The sequence below is a fragment of the Fischerella sp. PCC 9605 genome (assembly GCF_000517105.1).
Taxonomy (GTDB): domain Bacteria; phylum Cyanobacteriota; class Cyanobacteriia; order Cyanobacteriales; family Nostocaceae; genus PCC9605.
Genome location: NZ_KI912149.1, coordinates 1,936,254 through 1,950,001 on the forward strand (window position 1 = coordinate 1,936,254; position 13,748 = coordinate 1,950,001).

Below are 13,748 nucleotides of genomic sequence, written 5' to 3' on the forward strand. Positions count from 1 at the left end.
ATTTCTTCAGTTGTGTTTGGTGTTTGATTGAGTACGTTGTGCGTTTCGCCAAGTTTGAGGAGTCATTCCTAAGCTTTGGCGAAACTGACGAAAGAAACATCCTACATAGCGATAGCCCACTGCTTCGGCAATTTGCTCGACTGACTGGTTAGTCTCTTGCAGTAGAGAACAGGCTGCTGACATCCGGCGCTGGATAATCCAACGATGCAGTGGTTGTCCCGTTTGGCGTCGTACTAGGTCGGTTAAGTAAGCTGCGGAGTAACCAACCGCCTGGGCAACATCACGTAGCCCAATTGGTTGATGATAATTAGCTTCAACAAAGTTGAATACTTCTTGCAACTGAGGGCTGTAAGGAAAGAGCGATTGAGAAGTTACCGCTTCCTCAATTTCGCTATTTTCTGGTGCTGGACTTTGCTGTGATTGAATAGCACACCAGCTTGTCAGGACTGTTTCTTTTTCTAGGCGGACAGCGATCGCCCGCAGTAATTCCTTGAGTTGCAAAGCCTGGGTAAGGTTGTCGCCTGCCTTCAGATCCATACCTTGGCATCGCTTGGATTTGCTAGCTTTAGCAGTGAGAAAAATCAAGGGAATAATTGCTTTGAGAGAGCCTTGATGCAAATTGGTTAGAACGGCGTAACCATTGAGATTTGGCATTCTAATTTCGCAAATCACGAAATCTGATAGCTGTTCTCCTATCTTCTTTGTACCGACAAAATCATTTTCTTCAGAGATTTGATCTAATCCTTCTTCCTCCAGGCATTTTAACAAGATTTTGCAGACTTGTTCTTCATCTGAAATTGTCAAAACTTTTGTCATTGTCTTCCTCTGATATTGAAATATTGATTGTCAAATAGACCAATGTTCATTTGGCTGATACGCTGAGCGATCGCCTACAAACGTTATGAAAAATAAATAGCCTTCGAGACGTAGAGAAATAGAGAGATAAAGTGCAAAGAAAATTTGGGTGTAAGTCTTAGTTTTATTTGTTTGACTTACAAGTATTGTGGTAGATACAAAACCTATGTAGTGTTAATTCAATCTCTTTCTGAAGCAATACATTGCTCTACATGTTTCTCTCGTCACTGCGGCTTCTTTTCTGCAAAGCCTGAGTTATTGTTACAAAGTTTTACACTTAACTGTAAAAACTGATTATGTAAACCTTTGTAACAAATATAGTTGTTTTGCAGAAAGCGCTACACAGGAACGCGAGAGAGAAATAGAAGTTCAACTTCGGCTTTTCCAAAACTTTTGGAGTTTCAAATGACGAGGAGATATGAACTAGATTCTCATCTACTACAGTTAGCGAAAACAGCACAGCAATATCCACCGCGTTCTTGGGAACGGCAGATTGCTTTAACAAAATTAGTTAACGCCATTGTCGACTCTGGCAATCTTTGGCGTCCTTCAAGAAGCCAGTTTTCAGGTATTTATCAAGATATTTATAATGAAGCACGTCAGGAACTGTTTCTGTATATTTGCCAAAATATTGACAAGTATGAACCAGAACGCGCTAACGTGATGGCGTGGGTTAATTTTCTCTTAGAAAGGCGATTTTTTAAAGACGCTATTCGTAAATTTTACGAGCATCCTTCAGTAGTAAAAGTAACTACTACTTATTGGGAAAATCTTCCTCAAGCCGAAGAAGAAAAAGACCTAAGAGAAATACTGAAAGAATTTATAGATTTAGATCCAGAAGATATTTTCAAAAATGAACATATAGAAGAATGTCCTCAAGCTAACTTTCAAGCATTAGTTCAGCGACGAATATGGGGAAAGTCTTGGAAAGAAATTGCAGCAGAATTTGAAATCAAAATTTCCACTGTTAGCAGCTTTTATTACCGATGTATAAATAAATTTTCCTCTCAGTTAAAAGAGTACTGCGATCGCTAAGTAAATTGATGAACAGGTGAATAAGTAATGATAAACTCAAGAGAATCTTTAACTTTTACTGTACCGCTTGGCTTAGAGGCTCATACTAAAGCAAAAGAGTTACTAACCAAGTATGGCAACCCGAATATTGCCAAACAGGTTTATCTCAATATTTTGGCAGTATATGCTGTAAGATTTTACCTCATTTGCATGGGAATTGAAACGAATTGGGAAACTAGTTCTGTTTGGAATCCAGTCATGCAAAGTCTCATGGATGTTGCTGATTTAGAAGTTATTAGTTTGGGAAAGATAGAGTGTCGTCCGGTATTACCAGCTCAAAAAATGATTTACTTTCCACCAGAGGTTTGCTCAGACAGAATTGGCTACGTGGCCGTTCTTCTTGACGAATCACTTATGGAAGCAACTCTGCTAGGATTTGTGAAAACTGTTCCAGAAAGCGGTGAGTTACTTATAACTGAATTGCGATCGCTCGCAGATTTGTTACATCTAACTCAACCTACCGTAGAGACGCGATTCATCACATCTGTACCACCGCCAATTAATTTGAGCCAGTGGCTGAAGAATGTTATTGATACTGGTTGGCAGACTGTAGAATCACTTGTGAATTCGCAACAACAAGCTGAGCTAGTTTTGAAATTTAGATCTGCTGAACGCCTGATTGCTCTCGATCTAGAAAATTCAAACTTTAGCATACAGAAGGGCAAACTGTTTGACTTAGGACAAGAATCAGAAAGTATACCAATCGCCTTAGTAGTAGGATTAATACCAGCCTCTGAACGAGAAATAAATATCTGTGCGAAAGTATGTCCACTTGGAGGTAAAAATTATCTCCCAGAAGAACTTGAGCTAATGGTGTTAGATGAAAAAGGAATAGCTGTTATGCAAGCTACTGCTAGAAACACTAAGAGTATTCAATTAAACTTTAGTAGCGAAATTGGAGAACGTTTTAGCGTGAAAGTGATATTGGGCGATGTCAGCCATACAGAAGCTTTTATAGCTTGAAGCATGGTAAAAAAATACTGGTGCTGATTTTAACAGTCATAATTAAATTATTACGACTTTAAAACAATGTGAAAACAATTTCCAATATTTTCAGTGTTTGATAGGGTGAATTAGATCATACAAACCTCCAAATCTCAAATGGGTATATGACGAAGTTAGTTGTTCTCAAACTAGATGGTGATTTAGAACATCAGGGATTTTGGGTGACACTGGAGATTGGTTCAGATTTTGCTCGTCCGGAAATAGAAATTACTGGTAATCTCCCACCATATCCCGACTTGGTTACATGCTTAAATCAGTGGCAGTTGAACTATCGCAGTTTGGGAATTCCTAGTCGCATAAAACCTCAAGAAATTATTTATGATGGCTCTATCACAAAGCGAATTTCAGAATGCCACCAAACAGCCAAAATTTTGAGAGATCGCCTGCAAAAATGGTTAGCATCCGCAGATTTTCGCCAGATCAACAACACATTACGGGAAGAATTAACACGAGATGAAACAATTAGAGTATTAATCCGTACCGACAATCATCAATTACAAAGTCTCCCTTGGCAAGAGTGGGATTTTTTTGATAGATACCCATTTGCAGAATTTGCCCTCACTGCCACAGCATTTGAAACTCCTCCAAAACCATCACGTAAACCCAAAGTTAGAATTTTAGCGATTCTAGGTGATAGTACTGGAATTAACATTCAACCAGACCGTCAACTGCTAGAAAGTTTACCAAATTCTGAAACAGTTATTTTAGTAGAACCACAACGCCAAGAGCTAAATAATTATCTGTGGCAGCAATGGGATATTCTATTTTTTGCTGGACATAGTGAAACTGCCGATCGTACTGGTCGTATTTATATCAATAAAAGCGATAGTTTAACAATTGACGAATTAAGATATGGTTTAACAAGAGCGATCGCACAAGGGTTGCAACTGGCGATTTTTAACTCTTGTGATGGTTTGGGATTAGCGCGACAGCTTGCCTGTTTACAAATACCGCAAATGATTGTCATGCGGGAACCAATACCCGATGAGGTAGCGCAGAAATTTTTAAAGTATTTTCTGGTAGCTTTTGCTGATGGTAAATCTCTATATTTGGCATCGCGGGAAGCAAGGGAAAAGCTGCAAGGGTTGGAAGATAAATTTCCCAATGCTACTTGGTTGCCAGTAATTTTTCAGCATCCGAATACAGTACCACCGACTTGGAAAGATTTATTTATTCAAAATACCAAGCCCAGACAGAATTTTCTGACCATAATTATCACAAGTATACTTGTGACCGCATTGGTAATGGGAATGCGTCATCTAGGGATGTTGCAACCTTGGGAATTGCAAGCATACGACCATTTAATGCAGATACAACCAGCAATTGAAAGGTTAGATCCGCGCCTGTTAATAGTCACTGTTGATGAAGCAGACATTTATTATCAGAACCAGCAAAAAATGAAGAGAACAGGGTCACTATCGGATCTGGCACTTCTGCAACTTTTGCAAAAACTAGAACAATATCAACCAACAACTATTGGTTTAGATGTTTATCGTGATTTTTCTGTAGATCCCGATAATCCAAATTTAGCCACTCGCCTCAATCAGGATGACCGGATTTTTGCAGTATGCAAAGTTTCTGCTGATTTTGATGATGCATCTGATGGCATTCACCCTCCTGATGAAGTCCCAAAAAACCGCCAAACCTTTAGTGATTTTGTCGTAGATAGCGATGATATTCTCCGTCGCCAGTTATTGCAATTAAATCCGCCAGTGGAGTCTCCCTGTACCGCAGAATATGCTTTTAGCCTTCAGATTGCACGGCATTATTTGCTTTCCAAAGGTGCGATCGCAGATATTACAAGCCAAGGGTATTTACAAATTGGCAAAGTTGCGTTCAAGCCATTAAAAGAACACTCTAGCGGCTATCAAGGGGTGGATGCATCAGGTTATCAAGTGCTGCTAAATTATCGTTCCTTGCGCGATCGCGAAAATATTGCTGAGTCAGTATCTCTCAAAGATGTTTTGAATGACCGGATTAACCTAGACTCATTAAAGAATCGTATCGTTCTGATTGGCGTTACTGCCCCAAGCACCAGTGATTATTGGAAAACTCCTGTCACCAACAAGAAAATACCAGGAGTGTTTGTGCAAGCCCATATGATCAGCCATATCCTTAGTGCTGTTCTCGATGGTAGAGCTTTATTGTGGTGGTGGTCTGGATGGGTGGAAGCAGTTTGGGTTTTGGGATGGTCATTGGTAGGAGGAATCATAGCGTGGTGTTTCTCAAAACCAATGCACTTGGGGTTAGCAGTAGTAACAGGGCTTTTGACACTATTTGGAATTTGCTTTAGCATCTTTACACAGGCAGGGTGGATACCACTGGTTCCACCTGCTTTAGTATTTATGTTTACAGCTACTGCAACCGTGTGGATAAGGGGAAGGGGAAAGGGGAGATGGGGAGATGGGGAGAGTGGGAGAGTGGGGGCTAGGGGTCCCCTCTGGGGTTGGGGGCTGTGGGGGAAGTGATGAATAAGGAAATCACCACCAAGCAACAACCACCAACCACCAACCAACAACCAACAACCAACAAACAACCACTAACCACTAACAAATAACCAATTACCACATCCAAAATCGCTATGGTCAGGAATAACCAACCTGAAAAACAGATGAAACTTGCTTGCGTTATCCCTTTGCTTCTCCTGAGTCTTGTGAATAATCCTCTACAAGTTCAAGCACAGGTAGCTCAACCAATTACAAACCGTTCTGCTAGCACGCAAAACAACCTCAGCGAATTGAAATTTCCACATAACGGCGCACCCATTGGTCGCCGTCAAGGCGGAGCAAGACGCAATGGTTGTCCCAACCTAAATCAACCTCTCACTGCCTTAGTGCCTGGAGAAGAAACACCAGAAGAATCAAAATCTTTCTTAGCATTAACAGTTTCTGAATATCCCACTTTTTGGGTTTATTTGCCACAATTGCCCACAAATCTACGCTCTGGAGAATTTATTTTTCAGGATGAATCTGGCAAAGACATTTACCGCACACTGGTTTCGCTGCCTCAACAGGCTGGTATTATTGGCATCAACCTACCATCAAATCCACAATACGCACTCAAAACAAACAGTAAATATCAATGGTACTTCAAAATTTATTGTGGTGAGTCGCAAAATACATCTGATTATTTTTATGTGAAAGCATGGATACAACGCGTGCCTTTCAATACTAGCCTTGAAAGTCAGTTAAAAACAGTAAAACCAGGTAAATACAAGGTCTATGCTGTTAATTATCTTTGGCAAGATGCTGTAACTAATTTAGCTCAACTGCGAAGCACCAATTCAGATTCACGAGTGCTGGCAGAAGATTGGGCAAAATTGTTAGAAGCTGTTAATTTGGAAGAATTTGCAGGGGCATCAATCGTTGGGCATTACAATCTGCAAAGATAATTTTGGAGCGCATTTGCAACAATGCACATACAGGGAGTTGCCAAAAGTTATTCTTAGCGACGTAAGGTATCTGCCGTCAAAAAGTATCACGAATAATTACTTTTTTGAGGTGTGTTTATGTTCGCGATCGCTCGAAATTGGGGATATTGGTTATTAGTGGGAGGAGCAATAATTACCTCTGGAAATTGTGCTCTCGCTCAAATCACCCCCGATCGCACTCTCCCAAATAATTCTCGCGTTACTCCCGATGGCAATACCAACATCATTGAAGGAGGAACCCAAGCGGGAAGCAACCTTTTCCATAGCTTTGAGGAATTCTCCGTCCCTAATGGGACTACAGCTTACTTTAACAATGCTGGCGATCTTCAAAACATCATTAGCAGAGTCACGGGTAAGTCTATTTCTAATATTGATGGTTTGATTCGAGCCAACGGTACAGCTAACCTGTTTCTAATCAATCCTAATGGAATTGTATTTGGTCGCAATGCTTCGCTAAATATCGGTGGGTCTTTTATTGCCACTACAGCTAATAGCATCAAATTTGCTGATGGTGCAGAGTTTAGTGCCACTGCACCCCAAACTAATTCTTTGCTGACGATTAGCGTACCCCTAGGTCTGCAATTTGGGTCAGCACCAGAAAATATCGTTAATCAATCTCAGGCAAGCGATCGCACTGGTGAACCTGTTGGTCTACAGGTTAACTCTGGTAAAACCTTGGCACTTGTGGGTGGTGAAATCGCGCAGGAGGGAGGCAAGCTAACAGCACCAGGAGGACGGATTGAATTGGGGAGTGTTGCTGATACTAGTCTGGTAACGCTCAACTCAACAGACAAAGGCTGGATCTTGGGATATGAAGGCATACAGAACTTCCAGAACATTCAACTATCTCAAGGAGCTGTGGTAGATGCTAGTGGCGAAGGCGGCGGCGATATTCACGTGCAAGGCAGGCGTGTAACAGTCACCGATGGTTCACAAATTGCAGCCAAGACTCTCGGGTCAGGAAGTGGGGGAATTTTCACCATCGATGCTTCTGAGTCCGTCGAGGTCAGTGGAGCATTAGCAAATTTTCAGGACTACAGTCGCTTGACAACTCGGACTGAAGGTGATGGTAATGCTGGAGCTTTGACGATTACCACTCCCAAGTTGATTGTTGAGGCTGGGGGACAGATATCTGCTGGTACTTATCAGGGAAGTACAGGACAGGGAGGAACTTTAACTATAAATGCCTCTGACTCGGTGCAGGTGAGAGGAGAATCAGTAAATCTTCTGAACTACAGCCGCTTGACAACTCGGACTGAAGGTGCTGGCAATGCTGGAGCTTTGACGATTAACACGGGGAAGTTCATTGTCGCAGCTGGGGGACAAGTATCTTCTGGTACTTTTTTGGAAAGTCAAGGCAATGCAGGAAATTTAACTGTAAATGCCTCGGACTCCGTAGAAGTGAAAGGAGCATCATTAGATCAGAAGGTTCTTAGCCGTTTGACGAGTCGAACTGAAGGAGCTGGATCTGCTGGAGACATGACAATTAACACTCCTAAGTTAGTTATCAGTGATGGAGGACAGGTATCTGCTAATACTTTGTCTGAGAGTAAAAGCAATGGAGGAAATTTAACCGTAAACGCCTCGAACTCTGTGGAGGTGATTGGATTCACAATAAACAAAGATGAAGAAATAGAACCTAGTCGTTTGACTACTCGGACTAGAAGTGATGGAGTTGCTGGAGATATTACAATTAACACTCCTAAGTTAGTTATCGGTAATGGAGGGCAGGTATCTGCTGGTACTGTGTCTGGAAGTCAAGGCAAAGGTGGAAATTTAACCGTAAACGCCTCGGATTCCGTGGAAGTAGTGGGAACAGTAACAAATAGACCAGGTAATTCGGTGTCCAGCCGTTTGACAAATCGGACTGAGAATGATAATTCCACTGGCAACTTGAAGATTTCCACCGGAGAATTAATTGTCCGAGATGGGGCGGAAGTCGGTGTTAACACTCTTCGTTCAGTGTCTGGGCTACCAGGCAACTTAGAAGTTACGGCTCGTTCGATCTTGCTGGACAATGGGGCTACGCTCAACGCCAGAGCAGCATCAGTTGACGGCGGAAATATCATTTTACAGATAAAGGATTTGTTGTTGTTACGTCGCAATAGTCAGATATCCGCCAGCGCAGCCGTTTTTCTCCAAGGTAATGGGAATGGCGGTAACATCACAATTAACGCTCCTGATGGATTTATTGTCACCGTCCCAGATGAAAATAGCGACATTGCTGCCAATGCTTACACAGGCTCAGGTGGTAGAGTCCAAATCAAAGCACAAGGTATTTTTGGATTGACGCCACGCAGCCGGGAAGAACTCCAGACTTTATTGGGAACCAAAGACCCCCAAGAACTAAACCCCGCCAATCTGCCTAGTAGTGATATCACTGCGATTTCACGCACAAACCCCTCCTTAAGCGGTCAGGTAATTATTAACACTCCTGATGTTGACCCTAATCGAGGATTAATCAACTTGCCAGACGCACCAGTTGAACCACAAGTAGCCCAAGGCTGCCAGGTGGGTACTGCCGATCGCCAAAGCCGATTTGAGGTGACTGGACGTGGTGGCTTGCCACTTAATCCTAGGGAAACTTTTTATAGTGATACACCGCAAATAGATTGGGTCACGCGCAATTCTGGTAGTAACAATCGCAACCGCCAAACTGTTGTCAAAAATCCTGTGAGGCTTAAACCAGTACCGATTGTTGAAGCTACTGGATGGATGAGAAATCCCAAAGGGGAGGTAATTCTGACAGCGAATGCATCCACTACCACGCCTCACGGTTCCTGGCAGACACCAGCTAACTGCCGGGGCTAAGTTTGCATCTAGGTGAGACCAACAGCAATATATCTAATGGCTTATGTGACGTTCTCTCCCGGTAAGCCTTACGGCTATACCGGGAGCTTCTAAAGGCTAAAATAGAGATAGCTGTACTCCATTCCAACCCCAAGCTTCTGGCTTCACAGGCTGGGTATCCCCTAAGCCTCCACCGGCAGGCACGATGAGTCCCACCGCGTTTAATGCCCGTTGCAGTATGTTACGGGCAGCGTTCTCATCTCTGTCGATAACTGCGTAACAGCGAGTACATTCATGAGTACGAATCGACAAAGTTTTGGGTACTTTGGCCCCACAACTTGAGCATTCTACTGTTGTGCCTGCTGGATTGACTTTAACAACGTGTACGCCGCGTTTTACCGCCACTGCTTCCAACTTGCTGATAAAGCTACCCCAGGCAACATCTAGAATCGATTTCCCCAGTCGTGTACGAGCTAGCCCCCTCAGATTCAAATCTTCAACTGCGATTAAGTCATAACGATTAACCAGATTGTGCGCTGTGTTGTAATGAAAGTTTTCACGGATTCTGCCAACCCGTTGATGAATCCGTGCAATCTTGTTTTGCTGTTTTTTGTACCCATTTGAGCCTTTTTGTTTGCGAGACAAAAATCTTTGTTGTCGAGCTAAATGATTTTGAACTTGACGGTAGGGTTTGACTACTGGCACTGTTTCACCACTAGAGGTGGTCAAAAACTCTTTCAACCCTACGTCAATACCTACAACTGTTTTTATATTATCTAAAGGCAATGGTGAAGGTACAGACTCATCTTGCATGGAAACGCAGACATACCAACCATCAGCCTTTTTGACTACTGTGGCTTGTTTGAGGGTAAAACCATCCGGCAGTGGACGGTGCAGTCGGATAGGCATTGCGCCTATCCTGCTCAATTTTAGTATTCCATTTTCAACAAATGCGCCAGCTTTAGGGCAGTTGACTCGCGGGAATACAAAAGACCGTAACTCTCCAGGCTTTTTGAATCTAGGTCTGCCGCCACGTTGAGCATCATGGGATGGAAATTGCCAACGCTTCCAGGCTTTATCTAGTCGTTGTAGGTTAAATTGTTGTGATTCTGCCCAAATATTTTTGTACTCAGGAAACAATTGTTTTGTTTCTTTTAACGCTGCTTGCTGAGTATAGTAGTCTACTCGCTCAGGTATTTCACCTATAGGCTCACTAACAATACTGTATCTATCAATAGGTGAGCGAGTTCTTTTTAGCCAATCCAGTCTTTGACCTAATGCATCATTCCAGTGTCTACGCAACAGTTCCAGCCAACTGTCCATAATGACAATTTGCTCGACTGATGGCTTGATTCTGTAGCAGTAAGTTAGTAGCATAAAACTAATTGTACCACTTACCGCTTTAAAATGGAAGACAGTTATGAACATGGTTTTAGATCTATTTACTCTCTTACTGCTCACATAGTATTTGTCACCAAATACAGACGAAAAACTATCAACCAACAGGTTCAGAAAAGGTTAAAAGAAATCTTTGCGGACACCTGCAAAAAATGGGGATGTACTCTGAAGGAGTTTAATGGTGAAACAGACCATGTTCATCTGCTCGTTAGCTATCCTCCCCAAGTGCAAATAAGTAAATTTATTGCTAATTTAAAAACCGTTTCTAGCAGATTGATCCGTAAAGAGTTTTCTAATTATCTCAATCAGTTTTACAGCAAACCTGTCTTCTGGACTGGCTCGTATTTTGTTGCCAGCTGTGGTGGAGTAACTATTGAGCAACTCAAGAAATATGTAGAACAACAATCCTCGCCAAATGACCTTGCATGAAACCAAGAAAAAGAACCAAGCCTTTATATATATTCGACAAGCCCACTAATTTATTCGTAGGGTGGCACGCAGCAAAGCTTTGCTGCGTGCTAGGCTTGGCTCTTTTCTAATCGTTTTATCCCTGACTAAATCCTGGGCGGCAATTCCCCACCCGTTATACCCGTAGGGTTAACGGGCGACCCCTTGCCGCAAGAAGTTGGAGAAATGGTATTACAGCCAATACTTCTCGGTTAAAGGGGAAAGGGAAAAGGGAAAGGGACAGATATTCATCTTTTACCCCTTCACCTTTAACATGCATCCCAAACCATAAAGGAGAATCAAGTCTGCTTATTCGAGAAGTATTGGTATTACAGCCAATTCCCCAATAGTACGTAAGGAGCCCAGTAATAGGGACTGTTCTCTTTAGCAACAACAGCTAGTTGGGCATGCTGAAGCGCTTCGGCTTTAGTCACCCCAGTCTTTAACTGTCGATAAAACTCACTCATGAGGAAGGCGGTGGATTGATCGTCTACTGACCACAAACTTGCCAGTGTACTGCGTGCTCCAGCCTGCACAGCTACTCCAGCTAATCCCAATGCGGCTCGCTTATCTCCTTGGGCGGTTTTGCAAGCACTGAGTACGAGTAATTCAATGTTGCTAGACCTGTTAGTTTCGCTAGTTCGCACTAATTTATCAAATTCTTTGACCTTGAGCAGTTTATCCCAGGTAAGAATAAAGGTTTTTTCTGGATCTGAACTGAATTCGCCGTGAGTTGCTAGATGAACTACGGAAAAAGGAGTTGATTGCAGCTGCTTTTGCAGATTTGTTTGGGTAAATTCCTGATTGAGGAGTTCTTTACTTCTGGATACCTTAGATTGAATTACTTTTAGTTCCCGTGCTACGTTTTGTAGTGGAGGCAAACCGAAGCGTTCTTTACCTACTCCCGCTGTTAAAGCGTTTAATTCAAGCCGTTGCAAAGGTTTGGGATTAACAAGTTGCAAACCCGGAGTTAAAGCGATCGCATATTTTTCTACTAGATATTTCTGCTGCTGTCGATCGTAGAGAACCGCCATCGGGATATTCCGCAAAGATCCATCCAGTACAAATGCTAGGGTTTTGATGCCGCTATTGGTCAATTCTACTTCCGCTGGTCGGATTAACCACTCATATATCTTTTGAGATTGTTCTTTGACTTGAGAAGTTCCAGCGACATCCAATAGAGATGAACGCAGAGAAGTGATAATGCTTTCTACTTGATCGCGGGGTATCTTTGTTGTATACTGACGAAGTTTGTTTTGACCAGGCAAGGTCAGAATGACCTCCAAGCGGTCTGGCAAAATAATTGGATAGATGACAGCTGCGTTTTCATCCCCGATTATGTCGTTTTTAAAGTCTACAACGTAGATAAGCAAGTGATTATACGCTGTTGTCATTTTCTACAACGTTTCAAGTGGATACTGAGCTAACATCTCCGAAAAAGGTATCCACTTTTCATCGTTAGTGTAGATCATGATGCCGTCTTTAGTAGTTTGACTAGCTTGAATTAATCTCTTTTGCTTGGCTTTTGGATACCATTCACTGAATAAGTCTAACTCCGATTTAATTTGAATTTTCCCATTGGGTTTCCATCCTTGCTCAATAGCTGTTTTCAACCAACCTCCAGGTTTATCAACATCACCATCAGAGATCGCTTCTTTTAAAGCTTCTATCGCATCTAAAACAGTTTCTAATGATACGGATTTAATTGTTTTAGTTAAAGTTGAATTAAGTTGAATACCTAAAGAATCAAGTTGTTGTTTAACTTTGTCACTAATATTTGAACGCCCTGCTCTTTTCTTTTCTAATGATGTTACTTTAGGATTTTCTACTGTTACTGCTGTAAATTGTTGTAGTTGTTGGCGGCATTCCTCTAATTGTTGTTTGAACTCTGCATTCTCAGACTTGAGTCTTTCTGCTAACTCCTCAGCACCTTGTAAGTGATAAACCCTACCAGCTAATCCTTCATTAACTCTACGAAGTCCTTCTATTTCTGCTCGTAACTTCTTGTTTTCTTCCCTTAAAGTGGAAATAATTACTGATTTAGAATTATCTGATGCTACTGGAGGTTGTTTAGATTTAGGTTTTTGTTTCTGCTGGTCACGCAGAGTTTCAATTCTATTCCTTAAATCTTCCTGCTTATATAAGTAAGCAGTCGATACATTGGCAGATTGAGCAACAGATTTAAAACTGATTATTTGACCTTGTTTTGTCATCCTCTCAAGTGCTTTCTCTACTCGTTCTGCTGATTCCTTAGCTTTCTGTGCTGCTGCCTCTTGCAACGCTTCAATCTTCCTATTAGTCATTGTCTACCTCCAAGGTCTTAATGACTTTCTCTAAATTTTCTTTGATAGGCGTATTCTTATGAATTTGTAGCTGCCAACCACAATTCTGGGCTTTTTCTAAAACATTGTTGGTACGTTCTAAAGTGTCTTTTAGAACAGCCAGGAAGTTTTTATTAGTTCTCCAATGAGGGCAGTTATAACAACCATCAAAACCAGGAATATCACAATCACCTAATACCTTGGGTCTAGCACAATATCCATGTTCTAATGCCCTGGCTTGAACATTTCTCTTGAACCATTCCAAATCTTCATTACTAGATAAAATACTTTCTTCTAACTCAACGGTTTCTCCTTGAAAATTAATTACTCTTGATTCGTGGTATTTTTCTATCTCTTTTCTTAATGTGTCATCAAAGATATGAGCATAAGCATTAGTCATGGTAGGAGATTCATGCCCAAGAAATTTT

10 protein-coding genes and 1 pseudogene are annotated in these 13,748 nt (G+C 41.8%); 6 read left to right on the forward strand and 5 right to left on the reverse strand.

The genetic code is table 11. The features are described from left to right. Window positions 1-6: 6 nt before the first annotated feature. Window positions 7-816 (reverse strand): response regulator transcription factor, encoded by an 810-nt coding sequence (locus FIS9605_RS0123365; protein WP_026734757.1) that lies wholly within the window; start codon window positions 814-816, stop codon window positions 7-9. A 444-nt stretch (window positions 817-1,260) separates the two neighbouring features. On the opposite strand from FIS9605_RS0123365, the gene FIS9605_RS0123370 reads away from it, so the two are divergent. The 5 genes from FIS9605_RS0123370 (at window position 1,261) to FIS9605_RS0123395 (ending at window position 9,175) form a co-directional block, all read left to right on the forward strand. Beyond that, on the forward strand, window positions 1,261-1,890 hold the full coding sequence (locus tag FIS9605_RS0123370) for a sigma-70 family RNA polymerase sigma factor (protein ID WP_026734758.1): 630 nt from the start codon (window positions 1,261-1,263) through the stop codon (window positions 1,888-1,890). A 27-nt stretch (window positions 1,891-1,917) separates the two neighbouring features. Continuing rightward, the gene (locus FIS9605_RS0123375; protein WP_026734759.1) at window positions 1,918-2,892 is read left to right on the forward strand and encodes a DUF1822 family protein; all 975 of its coding nucleotides are present in this window, start codon (window positions 1,918-1,920) and stop codon (window positions 2,890-2,892) included. Window positions 2,893-3,038: 146 nt separating this feature from the next. Continuing rightward, window positions 3,039-5,402 (forward strand): CHASE2 domain-containing protein, encoded by a 2,364-nt coding sequence (locus FIS9605_RS37915; protein WP_082209826.1) that lies wholly within the window; start codon window positions 3,039-3,041, stop codon window positions 5,400-5,402. 113 nt (window positions 5,403-5,515) lie between these two features. Beyond that, window positions 5,516-6,325, forward strand: coding sequence for a DUF928 domain-containing protein (locus tag FIS9605_RS0123390; RefSeq protein ID WP_026734760.1), 810 nt, complete (start codon window positions 5,516-5,518; stop codon window positions 6,323-6,325). Window positions 6,326-6,442: 117 nt separating this feature from the next. After that, complete coding sequence (locus tag FIS9605_RS0123395; protein ID WP_026734761.1) at window positions 6,443-9,175, forward strand: two-partner secretion domain-containing protein; 2,733 nt, start codon at window positions 6,443-6,445, stop codon at window positions 9,173-9,175. A gap of 96 nt (window positions 9,176-9,271) precedes the next feature. Here the strand turns inward: FIS9605_RS0123395 and FIS9605_RS0123400 are convergent, their stop codons facing one another. Next, window positions 9,272-10,531: an RNA-guided endonuclease InsQ/TnpB family protein gene (locus FIS9605_RS0123400; protein WP_026734762.1), complete on the reverse strand. Its 1,260-nt coding sequence runs from the start codon at window positions 10,529-10,531 to the stop codon at window positions 9,272-9,274. 30 nt (window positions 10,532-10,561) lie between these two features. On the opposite strand from FIS9605_RS0123400, the gene tnpA reads away from it, so the two are divergent. After that, a complete protein-coding gene (gene tnpA, locus FIS9605_RS0123405) occupies window positions 10,562-10,981 on the forward strand; it encodes an IS200/IS605 family transposase (RefSeq protein ID WP_026734763.1) in 420 nt (139 codons plus the stop codon). Between the two features lie 347 nt (window positions 10,982-11,328). Here tnpA and FIS9605_RS37920 read toward each other — a convergent pair whose 3' ends face one another. The 3 genes and pseudogenes from FIS9605_RS37920 to FIS9605_RS44310 all read right to left on the reverse strand — a co-directional run. After that, window positions 11,329-12,393 (reverse strand): CHAT domain-containing protein, encoded by a 1,065-nt coding sequence (locus FIS9605_RS37920; protein WP_082209828.1) that lies wholly within the window; start codon window positions 12,391-12,393, stop codon window positions 11,329-11,331. Between the two features lie 3 nt (window positions 12,394-12,396). Further along, window positions 12,397-13,302: a DUF6262 family protein gene (locus FIS9605_RS39955; RefSeq protein WP_051470106.1), complete on the reverse strand. Its 906-nt coding sequence runs from the start codon at window positions 13,300-13,302 to the stop codon at window positions 12,397-12,399. Then, window positions 13,295-13,748, reverse strand: a pseudogene (locus FIS9605_RS44310) (tyrosine-type recombinase/integrase); the annotation flags it as partial. The pseudogene FIS9605_RS44310 and the gene FIS9605_RS39955, both read right to left, overlap by 8 nt.